The sequence below is a fragment of the Chitinophaga jiangningensis genome, assembly GCF_900142605.1.
Classification (GTDB): Bacteria; Bacteroidota; Bacteroidia; order Chitinophagales; family Chitinophagaceae; genus Chitinophaga; species Chitinophaga jiangningensis.
In genome coordinates, this window is sequence record NZ_FRBL01000002.1 from 137,244 (window position 1) to 162,893 (window position 25,650).

Annotated in this window: 12 protein-coding genes; 4 read left to right on the plus strand and 8 right to left on the minus strand. The window is 48.7% G+C overall.

Annotated features, from left to right (window positions below; genetic code table 11):
• Positions 1-30 precede the first annotated feature (30 nt).
• The 3 genes from BUB18_RS05100 to BUB18_RS05110 all read right to left on the minus strand — a co-directional run bounded on the left by BUB18_RS05100 (position 31) and on the right by BUB18_RS05110 (position 10,158).
• Positions 31-6,483 (minus strand): PKD domain-containing protein, encoded by a 6,453-nt coding sequence (locus tag BUB18_RS05100; protein ID WP_073078742.1) that lies wholly within the window; start codon positions 6,481-6,483, stop codon positions 31-33.
• Between the two features lie 107 nt (positions 6,484-6,590).
• Positions 6,591-7,442 carry an L-type lectin family protein gene (locus BUB18_RS05105; RefSeq protein WP_073078744.1) on the minus strand — a complete coding sequence of 284 codons (852 nt, stop codon included), beginning with the start codon at positions 7,440-7,442 and terminating at the stop codon, positions 6,591-6,593.
• Between the two features lie 157 nt (positions 7,443-7,599).
• On the minus strand, positions 7,600-10,158 hold the full coding sequence (locus BUB18_RS05110; RefSeq protein WP_245805616.1) for a M1 family metallopeptidase: 2,559 nt from the start codon (positions 10,156-10,158) through the stop codon (positions 7,600-7,602).
• Between the two features lie 63 nt (positions 10,159-10,221).
• Here BUB18_RS05110 and BUB18_RS05115 point away from each other — a divergent pair, with 63 nt between their 5' ends.
• From BUB18_RS05115 to BUB18_RS05125, 3 genes are all read left to right on the plus strand, one after another.
• Positions 10,222-11,016, plus strand: coding sequence for a DUF6597 domain-containing transcriptional factor (locus tag BUB18_RS05115; RefSeq protein WP_073078748.1), 795 nt, complete (start codon positions 10,222-10,224; stop codon positions 11,014-11,016).
• A gap of 74 nt (positions 11,017-11,090) precedes the next feature.
• On the plus strand, positions 11,091-11,465 hold the full coding sequence (locus BUB18_RS05120) for a VOC family protein (protein WP_073078750.1): 375 nt from the start codon (positions 11,091-11,093) through the stop codon (positions 11,463-11,465).
• A 100-nt stretch (positions 11,466-11,565) separates the two neighbouring features.
• Positions 11,566-12,627 (plus strand): serine hydrolase domain-containing protein, encoded by a 1,062-nt coding sequence (locus BUB18_RS05125; RefSeq protein ID WP_073078751.1) that lies wholly within the window; start codon positions 11,566-11,568, stop codon positions 12,625-12,627.
• A 326-nt stretch (positions 12,628-12,953) separates the two neighbouring features.
• Here the strand turns inward: BUB18_RS05125 and rph are convergent, their stop codons facing one another.
• Positions 12,954-15,542 carry a rifamycin-inactivating phosphotransferase gene (gene rph / locus BUB18_RS05135; protein WP_073078755.1) on the minus strand — a complete coding sequence of 863 codons (2,589 nt, stop codon included), beginning with the start codon at positions 15,540-15,542 and terminating at the stop codon, positions 12,954-12,956.
• 93 nt (positions 15,543-15,635) lie between these two features.
• On the opposite strand from rph, the gene BUB18_RS05140 reads away from it, so the two are divergent.
• Complete coding sequence (locus BUB18_RS05140) at positions 15,636-16,067, plus strand: acyl-CoA thioesterase (protein ID WP_073078756.1); 432 nt, start codon at positions 15,636-15,638, stop codon at positions 16,065-16,067.
• Between the two features lie 62 nt (positions 16,068-16,129).
• On the opposite strand, the gene BUB18_RS05145 is transcribed toward BUB18_RS05140, so the two are convergent.
• From BUB18_RS05145 to BUB18_RS05160, 4 genes are all read right to left on the minus strand, one after another.
• Positions 16,130-16,657 (minus strand): hypothetical protein, encoded by a 528-nt coding sequence (locus BUB18_RS05145; RefSeq protein WP_073078758.1) that lies wholly within the window; start codon positions 16,655-16,657, stop codon positions 16,130-16,132.
• A gap of 744 nt (positions 16,658-17,401) precedes the next feature.
• A complete protein-coding gene (locus BUB18_RS05150) occupies positions 17,402-18,160 on the minus strand; it encodes a GLPGLI family protein (RefSeq protein ID WP_073078760.1) in 759 nt (252 codons plus the stop codon).
• 7 nt (positions 18,161-18,167) lie between these two features.
• Positions 18,168-20,951, minus strand: coding sequence for a TonB-dependent receptor (locus BUB18_RS05155; protein WP_073078762.1), 2,784 nt, complete (start codon positions 20,949-20,951; stop codon positions 18,168-18,170).
• 382 nt (positions 20,952-21,333) lie between these two features.
• Complete coding sequence (locus BUB18_RS05160; RefSeq protein WP_073078764.1) at positions 21,334-25,374, minus strand: DEAD/DEAH box helicase; 4,041 nt, start codon at positions 25,372-25,374, stop codon at positions 21,334-21,336.
• Between the last annotated feature and the right edge of the window lie 276 nt (positions 25,375-25,650).

The following is a 25,650-nucleotide window of genomic DNA, read 5'->3' on the forward strand; positions in this document are numbered from 1 at the left end:
ATGGCAGCCGCAGCTCCCTCCGAAAACAAGTTACCTCACTAACTCCACCCAGCCTTTATACTGCCTGTCACCGCCACCAGGTAGTTTCAGCTTAATGATATAGTAGTAGGTACCTTCATTAAGGCCATCCCCATCCCATTGGTTATCATAATTCTTGCTTTGGTATACCTGGTTACCCCAGCGGTTGTAGATATATACTTCCGTATTAGGATACTGGTTGAGACCCGGAATAATCCATTTGTCATTTTTACCGTCGCCGTTAGGACTGATCACGTTCGGCACGAAAATCACATCATTGCCCCGGATGCGTACCAGCATGGAATCGGTGGTAACGCAGCCTGCGGCGGTGGTCATGCGGATCAGGTATTCCTGGTCGGCCGTAAGCGTGGCAATCGGGTTCTGCACAGTGGTACTGTTCAGTCCTGTGGCTGGTTCCCACAGGTAGGCCGTATTGCCGATGTTACGCGCCAGCAACTGCGTCGGGCTATTCAGAACGGTGTTCACGGTGGAGAGCCGGATGCCCGGATGCGGTATTTCCACGGTAATGGTTTGGGTGATACTATCTGCCAGGTTGCGGCAGGTTTGCGTTTGCACTACCAGCTTCACCTGATAGGTACCTGACTGACTATACGTAAATACCGGTGAAGCCGCGGTACTGGTGTGGCCTGCGTTATCTGACCAGCGGTAGGTAACGGGGCCGCTGCCGGTTACCAGCGACTGGTTAATGAATGTAATCGGTTCGTTCTGGCAGCTGGTATTATAGTTGAAAGCAGCGGTTGGTTTCACAGTACCTGATACTGTAACGTTACCTGCTTTGAGCGTATTACAGCCCGCAGCAGTAAAGATATCAACTGTATATACACCGGCTGTCCTGGCCTGATAGAGACCGGCAGTGGCGCCGCCGATGGCATTGCCATTGAGATACCACTGGTAACGGGTACCACCGGTAGCAATTAATGGTACAAAGGAGCCTTCACAGAAGTTGACACCATTAGGTACGCTGATATTTCCTGTTGGCACTGCATTAACAGTAACATTATAGGCATTATTTACAGCCGGAACAATACAACCAGCAGGAGTAATACCTTCCACCGTTATACGCCCTGTAACGGTGGTATTCTCACCTGCCGTAGCGCTGAAAGATGGTATATTTCCGTTACCGCTGGCACCCAGACCTATATCCAGGTTACTGTTTTTCCAGCTCCATTGTGTACCTGGCACATTGCTGGTCAGCATCACTGCCGGTACTGCCGTTCCCGCACATACGCTCATATCCGCAAGTGGAGAGGCGAGGGTTGGCGCCGGTTCTACTGTTACATTCAGCACCACGCTTGTGCTACAGCCTCTGTATGTTAGCAGGAATGTGTAAGGCACTACGACCGGGCTACTGGTGATGTTCACCAGTTTTTCATTGATGGTAACACTGCCGTTAGCATCTCTCAGGCCAACTATCGGTATGGATGGTCTTGACCAGGTAATAACCGCTCCCGGATTATTGGTAGTGGCAGTATACGAAAAATTCGTACCGGAGCAAATTTCCGAAGGATTTGTACTACTGCTTAATTTCAGGTCAGGTCCTACAATCAGCACAACGTTTTGCGTATTTACGCATCCATTTGCATCCATGGAGTAGCTGTAAATCGCCCTGGCGATATCATTGGAGATATTAACCAGCACTTCATCCGGACTTCCCACGCCGGAAGCAGCCGGATTTGCCAGTACAGCAGAACCATTTCTGGTCCAGCGGAAAACAGTTCCTGGCACATTCGCAGTAGGGGCATAACTAAACATGGTGTTATTACAAATATCAGGTGGCGATAGTGGGCTGGTCAGCGTAGGACGTGGTTTCACCTGAACCTTCACCTCCGCGGTACTGATAACGCAGCCTGGCACCTGTATTGTATACACGTAAGTAACCGTAATTGTATTGCCTGTTGTATTTTCCAGCGTTTCGTTGATATTACCGGTACCAGAGCCTGCAGGATTGGTGATACCAGGAACGGCGGCTCTCGTCCAGGAAAGCACTGCTGATGGCTGGTTGGTGGTGGCCAGGTACGTAAATGGTACATTACCACAGACCGGTTCCGGCATGGTAGTACTTGTAAGTTCTGCTGTTGGGGTGATCACGTAACCAAAATTAACTGCTGTACCTATGCAACTACCTGCTGCCGGGGTTACCTTTATTAAAGCTGTTTGGTTCATCAGGGTATTGTTAACAGCCACAAACGAAGGGATAGTTCCGGTTCCACTCTCACCCAGTCCGATGGATGGGTCATCGTTGACCCAGTTAAATGTAGTACCTGTCACCGTACCAGTAAAGGCCACCGGTGCGGTGGTACCGCCGGCACAGATTACCTGGCTGCCCACGGCCGCAACGGTTGGTACCGGATCAACCGTGATGGTAAATTGTATGGGTGGGCCTGCACAACCCCTCTCCGCTGCCGTTACCGTGATGGTTGCCACTATTGGGTTTGCCGTATTATTCACCGGTGTAAACGCACTGATGTTGCCGGTACCGTTTGCCGCCAGGCCTATTTCCGGATGATCATTCGTCCAGGTATAAGTTGCGCTGGTAGCGGTAGATGCGAAATTTATATTATTCACCTGTACCCCCGCACATATTATTCTGTCATGTGGCTTAGTGATAACCGGTTCAGGATAGATTTCTACAAGGTCAGTCCCGGTTGCAGCACCCGCACTGGTTTGCACCGTCAGTGTAACCGTATACCTTCCTACTGCAGCATAGCTATGGGAAGGCGTTTGAAGCGTACTGGTATTACCATCACCAAAATCCCACAGGTACTCATTTATGGTAATACCTGGTGTTACAATGGTAGTACTGTTGTACTGGATCAGGTTACCGGTAATGCAGGAGGAAGTAGGGACTACATCAAAGTCCACTACGATGTCCGGATTTTTAGCTACTGTAAGTACCGTTGAAGCCACCGCATTGCACCCTTCTGCACTTGTGGCAGTCAGTGTAACCGTGTACGTTCCTGCCACGGCGTAGGTATGCTGCGGATTTACGTCAGTACTGGTTGTACCATCTCCAAAATCCCACAGGTAGGTCAGTGGCTGGCTTATACCTGTAGATGTGTTGGTAAACTGGAACTGCCCATTAGAGGCAGGTGCTATTACATTGAGCAGGAAACCGGCTGTTGGCGTGCTTTTCACGATTACATTCTGGCTGCTGGCAGTGCGGCAACCAGCCATACCTACAATATACAAGGTTACCGTGTAGATACCCGGAGCGTTGTAACTATGTACTGCATTTGTCGTGGTGGCACTTGTTTCGTCACCAAAATCCCAGATATAGGAATCACGGCCGGGTAATCTTGATGGAGAAATATTGGTAAAGGTAAATACATTACCATCCAGGCACTGGGCAGGGTTATCTACCGTAAATGCAGATTGACTGGCAGGCAGCACGTTTGCATTCACTACCTGGGTATTCGTACAGCCGTCAAAATTAAGACTATAAGTGTATGGAACAGTGTGAGCCGTATTATCGGTTATCACCAATGTTTCATTGATACCATCGCTACCTGTTACAGCGGGATTACTGACACCGTCAATCAATGGCCTGGACCAGGCGAAAGTAGTGCCGGTTACCGTAGCAGAAGGCGCGTAAACGAATGGTGTGCCAGAGCAGATAGCCCCAGGGTTGAGGTCGGAATTTAATTCCGGTGTAGGTTTCACATTTACACTAACACTGGCATTACCTACACAACCCGCGGCAGTAAGCCGGTAGGAGTAGTTAACCGTAATTGGTGCGGAACTTAGGTTGGTCAATACTTCAGAAATAGCACCATTATCATTTCGTGCATCCTCCCTCACCGCCCTGTTGATGCTGCGCTCCCAGGTAAATATTGTTCCTGGTGTAGTAGTGGCGGGAACATAGTAGAACAGATCGCCACTGCATATAGCTCCGGCATCAGAAGAACTGGACAATACCGGAGTCGGTTTTACCGGTAAGGTTACCTGTTGCGTATTGGTACATCCATCGGCTGCCATGGTGAAGTTATATACCACACTTACGGTATCGGGTGTGGTATTAAACAGCGTTTCATTGGGATTGCCGGTACCGCTGGCTGCCGGGTTGGAAATACCTGGAACAGCAGCGCGGGTCCATGCGAAGGTAGTACCACCGGTAGCACTTGTAGGTACGTAGCTGAATAATGCCTTGTCACAAATAGCAGTTGCCGACAGGTTGTTATTAAGTGTAGGCAGCGGCTTAACAGTGATAGTGGTAATTTGCTGCGGACCGGTGCAACCATTAGCCGAAGGAACTACTACAATATTTGCTACCACTGGCACTGCCTGTAAATTGGTAGCGGTAAACACCGGGATATCCCCTGTGCCGGCGGCAGGCAATCCGATTGCAGGATTGTCGTTGGTCCAACTGAAGATAGTACCTGCTACACTGCTACTTAGTACTATCGGCTGTGTAGGCGCACCGGTACACAATACCTGTGGCGTAAGTGCATTTACGGAAGGAACCGGCCTTGCAGTAATAGTAAACGATTGCGGTGTACCTGCACACCCCTTGTACAACGGAACAACTGTAATAGTAGCCACATTGTTAACAGTGCCAGCGTTCTTCAAGGTGAAAGATGATATATTTCCAGTTCCACTTGCGGCCAGTCCTATGCTGGTGTTGTTATTGGTCCATTGATAGGTAGTCCCACCCAGCGGACTACTGAACACCACACCATTAGTAGCCTCGCCGACGCACCAAATTTGCGAAGCAGGCTGATTAACTGTGGCCGTTGGAATCACCACTACCGATTGCCTAACTGACAACTGCAACCCGTTGTTGGTGGTAACGGTAAGCGTTACATCGTAAGTACCTGCAGCTGCATAAGTATAAGCTACGGTAGCACCGGTCTGTGCAGCACTACCATCTCCCAAATCCCAGGAATAAGCGACAATGTTATACCCTGGCGCCACCACAGAACTATTCGTAAACACAAACTGATTACCGGTCAAACATTGCTCATCGTTGTTGATGGAAAACTTTGGTGATACATTCGGATCAATCGACACCAGTAACTGATCGGTTTTCGTACTCACACATCCATTATTGCCCGTAACAGTGAGTGTAACAGTGTAATTACCACTCTGCATATATGTATGCACAGGATTTATTTCCGTGCTGGTACTACCATCTCCAAAATCCCAGAACCAGCTGACAGACTCACCCGCATCCACAATGGAGGCATCGGTAAACTGGAAAGTATTATTCACGTTTTGCGAAATAATGCTGTATATAAAATTGGCAACAGGTGCAGGGGTTACATTCACAGTTCTGAAAGCAGAATCTTTACAGCCTGATGGCTCTGTATGTACCACCTTCACGTTAAAAGTACCAGTAGCACCATAAACATGTGTCGGAGAAATTGCCGTAGCCGTAGTACCATCTCCAAAATCCCATAGATAAGTACCTGTATTGGTACTGTTAGTAAATACAAAGCTATTACCTGTAATACACTGGGTAGGGTTATTAATGGTAAAGCCGGCGCCAGGTAAAGGATTCACTGTGATATTAAAGCTATCTTTTGTTATACATCCTCCAAAAGAAGCCATCACTATTATCTTGGCGGTAGTGGCGGCACTGCCGCTGTTGACCGGCGTAAAGCTGTTAATGGTGCTACCACTACCCGTTGCCGGCAAACCGATAGCCGTATTATTGTTAGTCCAGGTATAAGTAGCACCGGTAGTATTACCCGCGAAATTAAATGGTCCGACCACCACCCCAGGGCATGCTGTTACATTGGCCGGTTTCACCACATTTGGTGAAGGGTTGATAGTATAGGTAACATTCACCGGCAAACCATTTACGACTATGGGAGTACGGTCTTTAGGATTGGTATAAGTGTAAGTAGGAGTAAAGGTATAGGTGGCAGTACCTGCAGTGGGACCTGTATTGGTAAGTGTGGGACTGAAAGCCAGCACGCCGGCAGCATCAGCCACTGCGCTTCCGCTCACAGCGCCGGTTATATTACCGGTAGTAGCCACCGTCCAGTTAACTGTGGCGGTACTCATGGTTTGCAGGTTGGTAGTAAACGGCTGGCCGCTGCAGATTGTCGGATTACCTGGTTGACTGATTACCGGCCTCCGGTAGGAATAAAATATAGCCGTATCGTTGCTCGGATCAGGATCATCGAAGCCCGCAGGAGCTTTTGCATAAAATACGTTCCTCATGATTTGCGGTAAACTATCCGAAAAGGCTACACGACCGGTAAATCTGAAGGAGGCACGACTTAGCGCCTGTAGGTTTACCTTTCCGCCGCTGAAAACCTGATTAACGACAGCACCGGCGCCGTCATAAGTATTACCGGTATATCCTTCATTAGAGAAGTTGACACTGCTAACTATTACCTGCGGTGGCAGAGTATCGGTTACAGGTACGCCTGCCATGGCATTGCGGGAATCATTAAAAACAGCAGTAGTATACTGGCCAGGCTCATTATTGGTAAACAAAACAGGTCCTGTTTTTTCCGTATGTACGGCTCCCGGAGTGGTAATAGTCAGATTACGTATTTCATGGTTAGCAGTATATAATCCTGTGGAAGCGGCAAAGCCAAGTTTTAGGTAAGGAGGCGGGGGGTGGTAAGGGTAATAGGTCCAAATACCGCACGCATGGAGCCGGATTCTGCAACCTGCATGGAAACAGTGATTTGGTAGTTTGTGCCGACCTTCTCCAACAGGATTTGAACCTTACGATAAAACAAGGATGAAGTAGGCCTGCTGGCAGCCACTCCAGGGTAGCTGATGGTTTGCCCGGCGTATACCGTACCGCCTAAATTCGCACCAGTGCCGGTGATATATGATGTATGACTGGCAGTAGGGCCACGCAGGGCAATGGTGTGTGCCCTCAAACCAGGTGCGGTATTATCACTCGTTGTTTGTTTGACTGAATAGTTTCCAAATTCATCCAGGCCCAAACCCAGGTACCCTCCTGTAAGCCCTGGACCCAGTGTCCATCCGGTAGGGTGGGTTGCCTGATCTACCTCCCCATATCCCAAGGCACCACCGTCCTGCCCTATCTGAAAATTACCAGGGCCATAGGTGGAGTCGAACAGGTACATACTAAAACCATCTGCTACAGGGCGTGACGCTGCGGTAGGTGACCATGCCGTATATTCAAATTCTATTAGCAAACCCAAGTCAGAAGGAAAGCCCTGGTTTACATAACAAAAACCTACCTGGTTGGTAGTATTTCCGGTGAGTCGCAGCCATCCGCTGCCTAATGGATCTATACCGGCAGCAGCAGTTAACTGAGCACTTCCTCCCATAACCAGCCGGGGCGACAGAAGATTATTTTCACCAAAACTTTCGCGGATAGTAAATTGTGCCTTCAGGGTTGTTGAAAATACAATCAATAGCGTTATAATGAGGGCAACAATACCTGTAGGAACTCGATTTTGGTTTCCAGGCATATCATAAGGGTTTACCCCATGAAACAGCTGACGACTGATTTAGTTTAAAAGTGGAATTAAATGGAGTTACATTTTTTGGCTCTTGGATCACCAGCACCTGCGGTGCTGGTGATCCAAGAGTGCGTGAGGCGGTGCCTCACGCACTCCCGGCTACTGTTTATAATTTCAATAACTGCCTCGCACGGGCAAGGTTATCCGTAGATTGCAAAATTTTCGCTTTCAGCTTAGGATTATAATCAGGATGGCTATCTAAAAAAACCTGTACCATATTCCAGGCTTCCGCATCCTGGTAATTCCCAAAAATCGCATTCAGCCAGTTGGCAGGGAAAAAGATATCGCCGGTACGCTGAATATCTTCCAGCAGCTGCAAACTCTCCGGCAGATATTTCCTGGAGGTTTGCTGGCGGAGTGGATGATGCAGGTAGTACAATGCGGATACCACCCAGGCTTCCTTACTGCGGCCTTCGCGCTCCCGCAGCGAAGCGAAAAACTGATCCCTGTCGGCCTCACCGGCAGATAATGCAGGTATCAGAAACCGCAGCCTGTCTTTTTTATCCTCATCCTTAAGACGGCTTATCTGTTGTGGTATAACGCTGATGGCTGTATCATTTTTCAGGGAGATGGTAAGTGCCAGGGAGATATAGTCTTCCTCTGCCAGCTTAACCCCTTCCGGCGCTTGTTGCGACGCCCAAATCTTGTACATGCGCTCCCCTGCTTCCACCGAAGTATAGATATCCTGATAGGCTTTAAAAATCAATTTACGGTTATTGCCGGATGGCTGTTGCTCCAGCGCAGCCCATAATTGGTTTTCCAGTGCCGCTGCCAAAGCATTTCGATCTGCCGGTGTAGTGAATTCCCAATAAAGGGCGCTGATATAATTTGTAAGCTGTTTGATACTGGTTTCTTCCTTTTCAATAGCAAGACCGGTGGCGAAAAGTTGCAGGGGCTGTTGCGGTTTATAATAACGCCCTGCCAGCATATTTTCATAGGCCGTCAGGTAAGCCGATGCCCGGTTGAGTGAGGTACCGGTGGTAAACAGGTGTGGATTGATGGCTGTATCAGACGGGAACAGGCCGTAACCGAGTCCACTGGCGTTGAAGAGGATATATTGCGGCTTTGGCAATCCGGCAGCCCCTTTGACCTTCAGCCGTGCGGCATTCATGTCTACCTGAATAGTTTTAACAGCATCCGGATATACGAAAGCGATATCAAACAGCTGCGGCCAAACATCTGTACCACCAAACTCCGGATGCTGTGTGAGTTCCAGGTCCTTTATCCGGTTACCGCTATACGAAATTTGATAATCGAACACCGGGCGGTGTGGCTGGTTTACCCAAACAGCATTCCACTTATAAAGGTCCTTTTTGGTGTACCTGGCGAGGATGGCAATCAGGTCGTCCCAGGAAGCATTGCTGTAGGCATATTTTTTCAGGTATTCACGTACACCTTTCCGAAAGTTATCCTTGCCCATCAATAGTTCTATCTGCCGCATCATCACAGGGGCCTTGTGGTAAATAATATCGCCGTACATGGTACCTGCATCCTTCAGATTATCCAGCTGCTGGCGGATAGGATTGGCCCCCTTCGTACGGTCTACATTATACGCTCGCGGGTAATGATCCTGCAGAAAACGCAGGTTAAACTGCTCGGACCCCAGTATATCCTCTGCTACCTTATCAGCCATGAAGTTGGCAAACACTTCTTTCATCCACACATCGTTAAACCATTTCATGGTCACCAGGTCGCCAAACCACATATGTGCCGTTTCGTGGGAAATCAGCTGGGTGCGGGACAGGAGCTGATCTTTGGTAGGACTTTGTAAAAAGAAGGAAGAGGCCTTATAGTGTACTACCCCCGGATGTTCCATGCCCCCGAACTGAAAATCCGGAATTGCGGCATAGCCCATTTTCTGGAACGGATATGGAATGCCCGTCCATTTTTCGAGGAAACTAACGGATTCCCGGTGCAGGCGGAAAATGCTGTCGATATTACTGCCCGGATCTTTTTCGCGGTACAGCAGCGTTACTGGCTGGCCTTTGATATCCTGCACGGCGGATTTAAACATACCTGCTACAAAGGAAAACAGGTAGGTAGGCAGTTTTTCCGTGGTGGCGAAATGCCAGGTAGTAGTGCCGTCGGTGTTTACCACACTATCTTTCGTAGTACCGTTGGCCAGCACCGTCCATGCGGAAGGGGCAGCCACTGTTAGATCATAGGTAGCCTTCAGGTCCGGCTGATCAAAGCAGGGGAATACAAACCTCGCTCTGTCGGGCACAAATAAGGCATATAAAAATTCGTTATTGCGGTTCAGGGAGCCATCGCCGGCAAGGAAGGTTAATTCAATTTCATTTTTGCCCTGCTTTAACAGCGAGGGTTCAATTACCACGTGTTCTTCCTGCACCGCAGGCGTAATGGATTTGCCATTTACCACCAGTGCAGTAATACTCTGGGTAGGTTGTTTAAAGTCGAGCTGTAAAGTTTGCCCTGCATTTTTCAGGGAGAAGGTAATTTTCTCTTTTGCAGGAATAACCGCAGTTTTACTGGCAGGAAAAGTAAACGACAGCGCATAGTGAATGTTGCTGATGTTTTTAAAACGCTGGTCTGCCAGCTGCCTGGAAACGCCTGCCGTTATGGGTACAGCGGCTGACTGTTGTTGCGCATATGCCAGCGGTGCGGCCGCCAGCAATAAAAGGGAAGTCACTAAATTTTTCATCATAATTGGTTGGCCGAAGGCTGTAAATATAGGACTTTACAGCCAGCATTTCCCTACCTTTAGGGTATGAAATACCTGACCGTTTTTCCTGAAGCACGCCTGCAGCACATCGTCCGGTTTTACTGGATACTGGAAAGTGAGGATGGCTATACCCACCATTCCCTGGCGGATATGTGCCCGGAACTGCTGTTTCATTACAACGGGCGGTTTAATGAAATTTTGGGAGATGGCAGTGCCACGCCCAGCTTCACTGCCGGCATACACGGACAGAGTGCACAGGTGAGCAGGTTCAGCATCCACAATGGTTTTGGTATGATTGGCGTATACCTGTACCCCCAGGCAATACCGCTGGTATTTGGTATACCTGCGGCGGAAGTCACGAACCAGATGCCGGATCTGCAATCGCTGTTAAAATCAGAAGCAGTAGCGCTGGAAGAAAGTATTTTCAACGCTGCCGGCAACAGCGAGCGCATTCAGCTGATAGAGCAGTTTCTGCTGCGCCGCCTCGCCGTAACGGAAAAACCGGAGCCACCGGTATTCAAAGCGATTGCAGGTATTATTAATGCACATGGGCAGCATAGCATTGCCGACCTGGCCGCTACGCACTATATTTCAGAACGGCAGTTTCAGCGGCAGTTTCGCCATTACACAGGATTTACGCCTAAATTATTTTCCCGCATTGCCCGCTTTCATGGTGCGATGAAACGCTACGGGGATAAAAACATCTCTCTCACCAACCTGGCACTGGAATGTGGCTATTACGACCAGGCACACTTCATACACGACTTCAGCCGTTTTTCAGGGCAACACCCCAGGATATATTTCTCCGGTAAATCGGGCGCTACCGACTGGATGGAATAATGTCGGTTTTTTACAATTCTGCGGATGCCGGTGGTACTAGTTTTGTGGTACAATATTCATTAAAATACTGAGCTATGAACATTCCTACAGGACACCAAACCATTATGCCCTACCTGATCCTTAAGGATGCAGACGCATTCCTTCAATTTATGCAGCAGGTATTTGGCGCCACCGTTTCCCACAAGTCCATGCAGCCGGACGGTAAAACTATCCGCCATGCGGAAGTGCAGGTGGGCAACTCCACTATTATGTTCAGCAATGCCACCAAAGAGTATGGACCGCAGCCCGCAGGAATCTTTATTTACGTACCTGATGCGGATGCTACTTTTAAAAAGGCATTGGCGCATGGTGCCACCAGCATTATGGAGCCGGCTGACCAGCCTTACGGCCGCAGTGGCGGCGTGCAGGACACGAATGATAATTCGTTTTGGATTACTTCTGTACAGTAACTTACGCTGGTACGGCCATTAATGACCGTACCATTTTTTTTATATCTTACATAGGAGAACGACTTCGTGAGTTTTGCTTCACCACCTGCCAATTTGTATTATGAAACTCGCCATCAGCGGTATCCTATTGTTACTATTTGTTGCTGCCACACCCGTTTCAGCCCAGCTCAACCAGCGCATCGATAGTCTCTTCAGCAGCTACAACCTGCAAAACACTACCGGCATCAGTGTGCTGGTGATCAAGGGCGGGAAGGTGAGCTACAAAAAAGCCTTTGGCCTGGCCAACATTGAACAACAAACGCCCGCCACTACTGCTACCAATTACCGCATTGCCTCCGTTACCAAGCAGTTTACAGCTATGGCAGTTCTGATATTGGTTCAACAAAAGAAATTATCGCTGGAAGATCCGATTACCAAATTCTTTCCCGGCTTTCCACCGTACGGGAAGGAGGTAACCATCAGGCGCATGCTGCACCATACCGCAGGCTTACCAGATTATAGCGATCTGATGCCGCAATCGCGCACCACTCCCCTCTCTGATATGGATGTGCTGGACCTGGTGACCCGGCAGGACACGGCCAACTTTACCCCAGGCAGTAAATTCTCCTACAGCAATACTGCCTATGTATTACTTGGGCTGATAATAGCCAAAGTATCCGGCAAGCCTTTCGCGCAGTTTTTGAAAGATGAAATTTTTGGGCCGCTGAAAATGCGCCATACTACCACCAATGCACCAGATGCAAACATTCCTGACAGGGCCTATGGCTATAATTTACGGGACGGACAGCTGAAGCAGATGGACCAAAGCAGATATAGTTACCTGTTGGGAGATGGCGGCATTTACTCTTCCGTAGATGATTTTTATAAGTGGGATCAGTCGTTTTATACAAACCGGTTATTACAACCTGCTTTGCTCCAGGAGATGTTTACGCCTGGCGCGTGGCCTAGCCCTACGTTGGGCTATGGATATGGTTGGGAAATTGAAGAGAAATATGGGATGAAGCGTTACGTACATACGGGCGGTACTACCGGATTTTCTTCTTACTATGTAAGATACCCGGAGGCACGTTTATCTATTGTGATTTTGGGGAATCAGAATGATGGCTTGGAGCTGGGGCGTTATGTTGCTGCGATTGAGCAGATGTATTTAAAGCAGCAATAATTTTCCCTGAAGCTTTTGTCACCTCTGGTTCCGGATGTACAGGGCCTGCGCCCTGTACATCCGGAATGAATTAGAAAGTGAGCGTGGTTGTACGCTTTACCTTCCCCAGTGAAGCGAGCAATAATAATTATTCCTATTTTTGACATACACCTATGCGTAGCAAATTCGATTAGTAATGGAAACTACCACTCGAAAGGAAAAGATCATCAAATGGCTGAAGCGCCTCGGTTTTTGGGGGTTTATGTTCTTTTTATTAAAAGGACTTTTCTGGCTGTATTTGATTTATTGGGTAGCTAAATAAAGGTAACTAACAGCTTCGCAGGATCTTATTCCTGTAAGATTTCCACAAACCCCTCCGTACCGTTTACCCTTATCCATTGTCCGTCTTTTATCAGCTTAGTAGCATCCTGCACACCCACTACTGCGGGGAGGCCGTATTCGCGGGCTATTACGGCACCATGCGTCATTAACCCGCCTACTTCTGTTACCAGCCCGGTAATGCCTACAAAAACTGGTGTCCAGCTGGGGTCTGTGAAGGCCGTTACCAGGATATCACCTTTTTCCAGGCGGGCCTCAGCGAGGTCCAGGATTACGCGGGCACGCCCTTCCACTACCCCGGAGGATACTGCCAGACCTGCGATGGCATTGGCTGGGAGGTAATCACGTGTGTATTTACCCGTTATGATTTCGCCGTCGGAAGTCATTACGCGTGGCGGGGTAAGCTTTTCGAATTGTGCGAAGACTTCCCTGCGTTGCCGGATGAGTGCGTGATCCGCTTGTTGGGTGCGAATCACCTCCCTCAGTTCCTCAAAGCTGAGATAGAAAATATCTTCCACGTCACTGATAACACCGGCTTGCCGGAGCCGTGCAGCCTCGCCCATTAACGCCTGCTTATATACGAAGTTGCGGCTAATGATGCTGTATTTCGGGTACTCACGATAGCCGCTGTACTGGCGAACCAATTCAATCATTCGTTTTGTTTCTGCCACTTTTTCCGCGCCGCCCGGCAGCTGCTGTAAGCGATCGAGCAGTTCCTTTTCCTTTTCAGTGGCGGCTTTGAGGCCCTGGGCAAACTTTTGTGCAGCTGCGCCCGGAGGGAAGTTATGCAGGTTATTGAGGATCATGGGCAGGAGGATCGCAGGATTTTCGGCCCAGCGGGTTTTGGTGATATCTATTTCACCGGCGCAGCGCATGCCATATTTTTCCAGAAACGCTGTAATGGCAGCGGCGGTTTCCCGCCCTCCCGGTATGGCAGGGAGTTGATCCAGGAAACCACTATCCGTTGTTTGTTCCAGGAAATTAATTACTTCCGGATAAGGGCGAAGTACATCGGCAACGTTCATCAGCTCGAGCCCCATTTCGGAAGTGACGTTGTTGGCAACGGATTGGGTGAGGATATCCGCAACATTTTTATCCCCCAGCCATGCCTCGATGTTGTCATTTAGCCAGGTAGCAGCGTTCATACCTGTGATGATTACATTCAGGCTTTGCGGATCGAATAATACCTTAGCCGATTCCCTGATATGCGTGAGGATAAAATCAATTAAATCCAGCCCTGTTTTGCCTTTGATGTCAGCTTTGAGCTGTTTGCTTGCTGCCTCGTTGGCAGCGATCAGCTTCGCTACAATATGCGGATCATAATCTATTCTGACGTTGTAGTCGTGCATGGGCACGGGAATGGTATCAGCTTTGTCCACCTGGAATTCCGCTCGTTGCAGCAGGGTAAGTATCGCATCCTTAATCAGTGGGTCCGATTTACCCAGCACGCCGGTGAACATTGCCCTGCGGGCAGGCACGGCCAGGTCGGGTGCCACGTCTACAAACAAACGCCCTGCGGCTTCGTACATGGGCCGTGGTGTGGTAAGCTGAAACAAAGAGAGCCCGAGTGGCTTCATGGCATCGGTCATCATTTGCTGATGGCCTACGGATATATAGGCATGAAAAAGATCATCCTCCACTTGCGGAATGGGGAATAAGGTGGTAATAGGGCGGCTTTGTACAATAAAGAAAGTATCATTATCGAGGCACCATTCGATATCCTGTGGTTGGCCGAAATGAGCTTCAATTTTTCGACCCAGCTGCTCCAATGCCAGTAGCTGTGCATCGGTCAGCACCGATACCTGTTGCTGGTCCTGCGCAATGGCTTGCTGCCGCGTGCCTCCTTCCGGCGCCGCGAAAATACCGAGTTGCTTGGCTGATATCTCCCTGGCAATAACCCTACCCTGCTGTATTTTAAAGTGATCAGCATTTACCAGTCCTGATACCAGTGCTTCCCCAAGTCCGAAGCCGGCATCTACGGAAACAGTTTTCCGGTTGCCTGTTACCGGATCGGCGGTGAACATAATACCCGCCCCATAGGGGAACACCATTTGCTGCACCACCACTGCCAGCTGCACTTTTTGATGGTCGAAACCATGTTGGATACGATAGATAATAGCTCTCTCCGTAAACAAGGAGGCCCAGCACTTGCTGACATATTGCAGGACTGCGGGAATACCCGTAATATTCAGGTAGGTATCCTGCTGACCTGCAAAAGAGGCGGTAGGCAAATCCTCTGCGGTGGCGCTGGAACGCACCGCCAGCGGAACCGCTTCCTGGCCTTGTAAATGCTGACGGATAGCGGCGCTGACATCCGCCGGCATAGCGGCCTCCTCAATAGACAGGCGCAATGCAGTGCCGATGGAATGGATTGCTGCATGATCGTGGATGGTTAAACCGGCTAACTGTTCCAGTAGCTGATGAATGGAGGGAGATGCTGCCATCACTTGTTGAAATGCTGCAGTAGTGATACAAAATCCCGGTGGCACGTTTACACCCGCGATAGTAGTAAGTTCTCCGAGATTGGCACCTTTACCGCCGACAATAGTAAGCATGGTACGATCAGTTTCCGAAAAGCTGCGAACATAGGATTGCATAGTGAGTGGGTCAAAATTTGGTTTAGAGAGAAGGTGATTGCGTACAAAAATACAGCATGAAAGGAGTAATTTTCATTTTTCGTAAATTTAATCATGGTAACTTATTTCGAAGGCCCCGTATTATGGGCACAATTAGACGCGAATATGCACATGCGGCACAGCGCTTATGCCGACTTTGCGGCGCAGGCGCGATTAAATATGCTGGATAAACTGGGAATGAAGGCAGAAGAGTTGGTGGCACTGAAGCTGGGCCCTATATTATTCAGGGAAGAGCTGATTTATCATCGGGAGGTAGGCCCCAATGATTACCTGAAAGTGACCTGTGTGATGACTAAATCCCGTAAAGATGGCAGCAGATGGTCCATCCGCCATGAGATTTACAGGAAGGACGGCGTGAAGGCAGCCACCATTAATGTGGACGGCGCCTGGATAGATGTGGCGAAGCGGAAACTGGGGACGCTGCCGGAACACCTGTATCAGCAATTCAAGCAGCTGCCGGTCAGTGAAGACTATGTGGAAGAATAATTAAAACAGAAAGTCCGTTCCTGTAAACACAGCAACGGACTTCTTTTTTCAAAGGGGAACAATCAGCGACGGGTAATCGGCTTTTCACGGAAATATACCAGCCGGCCCGCTTCCAACTCCTTAATAAAAGGTAAGTTGTTTTGTATATAAGACTTGGTGGACTGTTCGAAATAGCTGTCGAGCTGGAAGAACTTAGCTGCACGGTTAGCGCCCAGCAACTTATTCATCCGCCGGAAATAGCGCATTTGCAGGTGGCTATATTCCAGGTCGTTGTTCATCATTTGTTTGGTTAATGAATTGAGTTTCTTTTCGTCCAGCGATGTGAATTCCTCGTTGTACATTCTCAGCAGGGCCAGGCGTTCGGCCTGCCATGGCTGCTTATCTGTTTCATAATCCATCAGGGCTTCCTGGAACCCTTTTGTTTCTACAGGTGAAATGCGCAGGTAATCCTTCATCAGGGCATCTTTGTTTTTGCCGAAGATCTCAGTGATGATATCTTCTCCCTCCAGTGGCATGGCCACCTGAACAGTTTGGGCTTGTGCTCCCAGGGTGGCTAACAATACTACCAACAAACAAAACAAATTTCTCATGGTCATAAATTTTGTGGTGATCGGTTGTTTGAGATCCAACGCCCTTTGGCGCATATCACCCGCAGGCACGACTTAGCCTGAAAAAAATGCTCGGAATGTTTACCGTTGTTGTAACTGCATGCACTGATCAATACTTCCGGGGCTCTAACAAATAAAAGGGTCTTCATATGATTACCAGATGCCGACGTAATAATAGAAACCAACAATACCCGGCTTAGCCTGATGTAGTACTTGCTATTCGCTGTGACGTATCGCTTCCAGTTTCGCGGTTACTTAAAGCTACGGTTACATTGAATTTAAACGACATTGCGGCTTAGATCTCTGTCTAGTAAAATATTATTTCATTCACACGCATTTTTTAGATTAGATAAAATCCTCCTCAGCAAGCCTTTACTGACTTGTCAGATTTGAGTTACTATATTGAAAAAGTTATGTCAGAAAGAATTGCGGAGTGGGATCACTCCGCAGTCATTCATTATAATTCCACGTTACGAAAAAGAAGTATCTTTTATCAATAGAAATATGATTACTATAAATACATTGATACAGGCTACTTTTCGACTAAGAACTTTGAATGATGCTAGAGGTCAATGCTCAGGAGTAAATCGTTCTAATTACGCAGGACTCCAAATTTAAATGTTAGTTTTTTATCCACCAAATAAATAAATTTATCCACACACAGAACAATTCTCAAAAACAAGAAAGCCCCCGGTTCACGGAGGCTTTCAGCGATTTTAAGGGTGTTTATAACTCCGCAAATTTGATGTAATATTTACCATAATTACCTTTTTCTGCCAACGCAGCTGACAGGTCGTTATGTAGTTGTTCGCGGGTAACCTTCTTTCCCTTTTTTTGTGGTAACAACTGATCCGCCGGGATGGATTCCACCAGCACCTTGGTAGCAAACCAGGTAATGTGCTCATGGGGCAGCGCCACGCCTAATATCATACCAGGCAAGCCTGTAAAGGATTCTGGCCCGCCGGGAGGAATGATCTGATCGGTGAAAAATGCCACCACGTAAATGCTGTCCATAATCACGGCATTTGCGCGGCGACAATCGAACCCAGCAATATTCCTTCTTTCATCCGTGATCTTCCAGCTGATATTCCGCAGGCTATCCTGGATCAGAAAAGTTTGTTCGAATACATGTTTTTGGGAGACGGTACGGCCGCTGCTGAGCACATTGTACACAATGTTGTCATTTGCCGGAAACTCCCGGGCATTCTTCATATCCGGACTTTCCCTGCCTGGCCTGTACAGCGTTATGGAATCAGTAAACCAGCAGTCGAAATACTGGGTGGTGAACTGGGGCAAACGCTGCAACTGTAACTGCACCCAGCCATTATCAGGATCATCTTTATTCATCTCCTTCAGCACTGCATGTACATTGGTACGCTTCTCAAACTCAATCCTTCCGGTAGTAAAAAACATTGCCTCCTGCGCCTTCACCAGTTGCCCTAAACACATACTTAACAGTATTCCTAAAAGCATTTTCATCTTCATAAAAAAACTATTTGCTGGCGGCAGTGCTTCCACCAAACTTGTTAAAATTCCAGAGAAAAGTAACCATGGCATAGCGGCCGATGATACCATACGTGCTTTGCGATACCGTGTTACCATACATGTTTCGATTAATCCCCCGGCGCTGCTTCAGCAAATCCTCTACCGAACACCTCAGCTCAAAGGCATCGCCCTTTCCGAACTTCTTACCTAAGCCGGCATTCCAGATAGCCATGTTGTTATTCATGGCAAACAACGCAGTTTTAGGCCGTATAGTATAATCCATATCTGTATTTAACTGCAGTTTCCAGGGCAATGTAACCGTTACGTTGGCATTCAGCGGAAACTCCCAATAGGTAGTGGTCAGCGATTGCTGTATGGACGACACGGTACTATTATAACGAGCGCCCGCACGTATGGATGCTTCATATTTCTTCTCCTCAAATTTCCTTAAGGAAACCAATGCTGCAACGTTATAGGTGTTGGAGATATTCTTTACCAGATTTACCAGGTCCGTGCGCCTGCCCATTTCTCCATTGGACTCTGCGCCAAATCGTACCCCTTTCCACTTCAGTTTCCACTCGCCCGACATCCAGTACCTGATACTGCGGTTGCCATCCACATTTACCGTCATGCTTTTGCTTCGCCCACTGGCATCTACCTCCGTTGCATTACCAAAATCATTCAAGGCAAAACTATAATTGAGGCTTACCCAAAGATTCCGCTCCGTGAACACCTTATAGTCGCTGAAATTTAAATTCATGGAGCTGTAGTATGAGGGTTTCAGTGCCGGGTTACCCACCACAATATTGATCTGATTATCATTGGACACCAGTGGCTGCAACTGATTCACATCCGGCTGACGGGTATACCCGTTATATGACAAGGAGATACTTTGTTGCTGGCGACGCTGATAACCTATACGCGCCCGCGGATTCCAGTTGATAAAACTGCGATCCCAGGTAGTACCGGTAAACATATTATCCTGGTGATACTTCGTTGCACCTACATTAGTACCAATGTTGAAACGGATTTTTTTGTAATTATAGTTATAGGCCAGGCCGCCTGAATTAGTGACTACATTGTATTGAAAGTCATTACTGTAAAGAGAATCCAGCTCCTCATACTTTCCGTTGTCCGCCTTATTATAGGAACTTCGGCCGGAATGGTTATTATTCAGCTGCAGCCTATAGGAGAATTGCATTAACCCGTTTTTCCCCAAAGGCTCCGTATAGGTTACGTTGCCACCGATATTGGATTCTTCACTGGTATTTAGTTTATGCTGATCGACTGTCAATACAGAATCCAGCACGCCGGCGGTGTAAACACTTGCATGGGACAGCTGCAACATATTGCTGTTGGATTTCTCATAATTCTGCGATAAGTTGACGGAAAGGGTTCGCCCCTTTTTTTGAAAACGCTGCTTCCATAACAAGTTGGTACCAAATTTATCGCGCTGCCCATCGCTGCTGGTATTGTTCTCATTTTCATTGAGCAACTGATCGTTTTCATTTGTTACCTCCCCTTTGGTACGGGAAAAGCTGGTATGATTATCCCGCCCTGCCTGTACGTTGAACTTTACAGTAGCCATGCTGTCGATCTTCCATTCGTACATACCATCAGCACGGACCTTCTTATCCAGTACCTTGCTGGTGTTGGTATCTTTGGAATACTGCACGGTATTATTAAGTACGTTCTGATTCAGGTTGGCGGACCACTGTTCCACATCCATGCGCAAACCTTTCGCGTTAGCGGCCATACGCTGCTTATCCTGGTTCCATTTGTCCTCGTAGTGCACCCCGCCTGTTTGTGCCAGCGGGAATCCCCTGCCATCAAACCTGCCGTCCCAGCCACCCAGATCATCATTGTTATAGCCTATATAATAACCGCCAACTTCATCGTAGCTCATATTATCGGCATTACTCTGTCCAAACTTATCCCGTTCTTCCCAGTTAAGTCCCGTTTTTCCGGTGTTGGAAGCGATGCCAAACACTGCTACCTTGCGTTTGCCCTGGAAGAGGTTGGCCATGAGCTGCGTATCAAAATAGCCATGGGTACCGCCGCTGGCACTGGCTTTCCCGAAATAGCCCTTCTTCTTGTCTTCTTTCAGGGTGATGTTAATGGTCCTGGATTTTTCACCGTCGTCGACACCGGTAAAATCAGCCTGCTCACTTTTTTTATCGAATACCTGCACTTTATCCACCATATCCGCGCGGAGGTTTTTAGTTACCAGTGTAGGATCATCCCCAAAGAACTCCTCCCCTTCCACCAGCACTTTTTTGACCTGCTGCCCCATGGCGGTTATCTGTCCGTTTTTATCGACCTGTATACCAGGCATCACCTTCAACAACTCTTCCACATTAGCATTGGCAGCGGTTTTGAAGCTGTCGGCATTAAACTCGGTGGTATCGCCTTTAAAGCGTATAGCCGCGACCTGTTGCTTCACCACCACTTCCTGCAGCAGTCTTGCCTTCTGGATCATATTTACATTACCCATATTATGCAGGGTACTGTCAGTAAGCGTTACCGACTCCACATAGTCCGCAAATTTCGGGTAAGTGATCATGACCAGGTACTGGCCGGGTTTCAGGTTTTTAAGTTCAAAGCGCCCATCTCCGGCGGTTCGTTGAAACCGGTACAGGATGGAGTCTTTCGCATGCAGTACAGCTACCACCGCATTGGAAAGGTTGACACGATTCAGGGTGTCCGCCACCTTCCCTTTTACTATCGCGGATTGCGCCCAGGTTGTTTGTATGGTAAACAACAAAGCAACCAGGAAAAAAAGTTTTTTCATTAACGGGTTACAGGTTAATAAGGAATTCACAGTTCCCGCACACACACGCATTGATTAGATGCAACGCGGTCAAAATTCCATAAAAAAATTCAACATGATTTTATCGTGCGTGATAAACATCTGTTAAATTGTACTCTACTTATCGAGTAGGGTGATGGGGTACAATAAATATTTTGATTGAGGTTATCCAATGACACCTTCGGTGTCATCGGGGAGGTCACAAAGCGAGGAGACGGCTAGCCAGCCGTCTCTACGCCGCTATGCATATTGAATTCAAATTCGATGCACGCTGTTGCTAATAAATTATTATCATAATGGCACGATAACTGACAATGCCGTTTTTCAGATATGACAAGGAAAGCAGTGGCACAGTACCTACCTATTAATAACTCTCTATCAACTGCACCAGCTCCTCCGCCGACAGCTTCACCGATTGGTCCGTTCCTTCCAGCAACTGATCCGCGAGGGCGCGTTTGGTATGATGCAGGGTAAGGATTTTTTCTTCGATGGTATGCATAGTCACTAAACGATATACCGTTACCGGTCTTGTTTGACCAATACGCCTTGCCCGGTCGGAAGCCTGCTCCTCGATGGCGGGATTCCACCACGGGTCCAGGTGGATGACGTAATCAGCTGCAGTGAGATTGAGGCCCAGTCCTCCTGCTTTCAGGCTGATTAAAAATACATCCGCCGCTCCTGACTGGAATTGTTTCACCAGCGATGCACGTGTAGCCACCGGGGTGCTCCCATCTAAATACAAAAACTTAACCCCTTTTTGCAGCAGTGCCGCCTTTATTAAATCCAGATGCATTACAAACTGGCTAAACACAAGTGCCTTGTGCTGATTTTGCAACAACTCCTCTACAATCTCCATAAATACCTCCAGCTTGGAAGAAGGTATATCCATATTGCTATCAATCAGTTTAGGGTTGCAGGCAGCCAGTCGCAGCCGCGTGATTTCAGCGAGTGCTTTGATGTGGCGTTGCCCAATATTATCCTCGCGGGTATGGAGCGACTCTAATGCCTTCCTGCGCACAGCTTCATAAAGGGCGGCTTCTTCCGGAGTTTGCTGTACCAGTTTTACTATTTCAGTACTTGGAGGCAGCTCCTCCAATACAGCGGTTTTGGTGCGCCGGAGCATAAAAGGCGACAACAATTTTTTCAGTTGCTTCTTCACCGGGCTTTCCGGATTCCGGAGAGATGGAAATACATATTGTTTGTTGAAGTACTCCTGGCTGCCCAGCAGCTCCTCATTCAAAAAGCGGAATAGCCCCCATATCTCTCCCAGGTTGTTTTGTACAGGGGTTCCCGTGAGCGCGAGCCGGAAATGAGCATCGAGGCCATAGGCAGCTTTAGCTGTACGGGTACCGGCATTGCGAATGATATGTGCTTCGTCCAGCACTACGGTGTGCCATACCTTTTTATGCAGCAGCTGCGCTTCAGAATGTAATAGCCCGTAAGTAGTTACCACTACCGTAAAGGTCGTTGCTTCTTTTATTATAGCTGCACGATTAACTGAGGAGAGATCTACGACATTCAATGCAGGCGCAAACTTATTGGCTTCGCTGATCCAGTTGGGCAACACAGAGGCAGGACATACTACCAGGGCAGGCCCCTGTGGTGCCCGATGCAGGAGTAACGCCAACGCCTGTATGGTTTTGCCGAGGCCCATGTCATCCGCCAGGCAGGCGCCTGCACCCCAGGAAGCCAGTTGCACCATCCAGCGGAAGCCTTCTTCCTGGTAGCTGCGCAGGGAGGTTTGTAATCCTGCGGGGACTTCCACTTTCAACTCCTTTGCCTGTTCCCACTTTTTGAGCATGTTGCGCCAGGCAGTATCCGTTTTTACGGCTTCCAGGTCCATGAGGGCTTCGGAAGCAAAAGGCACGATCATAGGGCGGATACGTAGCTGGTCTTTCTCTTCCATGGTAAATGTAGCCAGCTCCTGAAGGCGGCGGCGAATACCATCGGTGAGCGATACGATCTCCCCGTTTTTGAGTGTATAGAAACGATTATGTTTAAGGCGGTTTGTATCCAGCAGTTCTTTCAGGGTGAGCACCGTGTATTCGTCGACCCGGATGCTGCCATCGGCAGTAAACCAATGATCCTTTTCTTTGATGGTGATGTGCAGCTGCGATGCATCCAGCTCCTGGCGGATGCGGTAGCGCTCCCCTTCCGGCCATTCAGCCACGGCGATGTCAGGATGGAGGCGGATTACTTCCAGCAGCTGCAGACAATCCATGGCATCTTCAAAAATGATCTGGTCGTCATCTACTTCCTGCATCACTTCCAACTGAATGTAACCGAGGAGTTCCTTGTAATTGGCTAATTCCTGATCCAGGTTGCGGCGAGCCTGACAGCGCTCTCCGTTCATAATGCCCAGCACCGCGCGGCCACCAAGTCCCGGTTTGCAATAAGGCGGATCATTGCGGAAGGGCTTTACAAAAAAGGCCGCTTTCAGCCCGGTGTTTACCGGCAACAACTGCACTACAATCCTTGCATCCGCGGTGATGCTGCGTATATCCGTTGGTGTTTCCAGCATGTCCGCATGTACGGTGAGGTGGGTAGCTACCTGTTGCAGTACTGCGTTGAGTTTATCCTTGCCGGTTAATGGAATCGTATGCAGCTGGTGCAAGGTACGCAACAGGTGCTGCTGCCAGGTATTGAGTACAATCACTTTGAGGCGGGTATTACTCTCTCTGATAAAAATCATGGGAGTGTTGAAATCATGGATGTTGGTAGAAATCGTATACCCTTTAGCGTTAGTGATCACGTTGATTTCAGGAACACCTTTCACCACTTCAACGGGGGCGCCGTTGTTAATATCAAACAACAGCGGATGCCCTGCCATTTCCTGCCATACGCGGGGCTCGAACGACCAGCCATCCGATCCTGTATTATAATAACTCACCTTTTGTATGGCGGTGCCAATACGGAGGTCCTGGTCCGTCATCCCTTCTGCACTGCCATCTTTGAGGCGGCTCAGCGGCAAGGGGCGGCCACTACTCCACACTTCGTCTTTAAATTGCTGCAACACCGGCTGGATGGTGTACTGTTGCAGGTCCAGCAGGTAAGCGATGCGATAAGGCACCGCAGCTTTTTCTCTTTTCTTCTCCTCATGCCCCAGGAGTGAATTCAGCACCCGCTCCCATTCCGGCACCTGGTCGGCAGAAGCACCCAATGGCTTTAAGCCGGTAGTGGCTGCAAATTCATCGTAAAACGACTGGTAACCGTCGTAGTTTTCATCCCTGGTGTGGTAACAGTATTCGAATGCCGGCAAGCCGTATCCATTGGCCACAGCCCTTGCCAGCAGCACGCGCCGGGAAGTTTGGTGTAATACCAGGAGTTTATTTTTAGGGTGATACCACCTCAGCGCCAGGTAGCCCAGGAGGGCCATCAGGCGTTTATCGGCTTCCCTGGCGGCATTTTCGAACAGTATTTCCAGCAGGTTTTCTGCCCGCTCCCGCTTACCCATGTGGAGGTAGAGCAGGGCCAGTGCAGGCACGATTGCCGGAAAGGGCTTGCGCTCGTAATGCGTGGTAATTTTTTGTATGAGGGGACTACTATCCGCAGGCGGCAGCAGCGCCAGGCAGCAGGCGTAATAAAAAGCATAGATGGCAGTAGTTGGCAGCGTGTTTTTCTTGTCGGTGCTGCGTTGCTTTTTAATGCCCAGCTCAAACATTTGCCGCGCTTTGGCGGATGTATCGTGGTACAACAGCCATACGGCCTGTTGAAAGTGCTCGTCTGTTGTTTCGGGAGATGGAATAGCCGCAAGGCTACCATCCAGCAGGCTTACTTCGGGGCATATACGAACGGTGCTGAACGGCGTCAGTTCCTCCTGTAATTCCTTTAGCACTGTGATTGGCTGCATAAGCTGCTCCTGGAATCGCAAGGACCAGCTAAACATTGCTGCCACGGCGTTTTCGGAGAAGAAGTGCAGGATACCTTTGTAGGCAGTACGGCCAGCCAGGCACGACAAATAAGGCAGGTACTCCGTCAGGTTTTGTTCCATTTTCCGCACTGGCAGCTGGAGCAGGGAGCGGTCGCCGATGAAATAGGCTACCAGTATGCGCTGCATTTCCTGCAAGGCGGCGTGTGTACTGTAAAAATGAAAATCGTTGGCAGGAACAGCCCGCAGCATATCCTGATAGTGCGGTTGCATAATCACCGCAGGAAATAATTGCAGGCAATACTCCAATGGCAGCAGGAAGCTGCCGGAAACGTTTTTTACAACGATGCCAATGTCCGCCAGCTGCTGTAACATCTCCCCCACCACCACCGGCTGCAGTGGCAGCAAAGTAGCCATGGCAGCGTTTAGCGTAGGTTTGTCAATGGGATACATATAAATAGCCAATACATCCGTCATGATGCGGAGGTTGGGCGACAAATGATCATATTGCCTGGAGAAATGCGGATCTTCGAACATGCGTGTTTACAGATTGCAGCAAAAATAAAGTTTTAAGCCCTTTGGATTGCGGAAAGGAATGTCTATTTTTGGAACTATGGCGAAACCATTATTTTTAGGTACACTTCCTCCTCCAGTAGTAGCCCGCTAAGCTGAATCAGAAGCTTGTTCTTTGCTACTTGTTACCTGCGATTGGCAGGTGATCGGATGTTTATTGCTCGCAGAGACTTATTTCGCTGATGGTGCCTTCGGCACCAGGGGAGCGATCTTTTTTGCTCGCAAAGCAGCCAAGCAGGT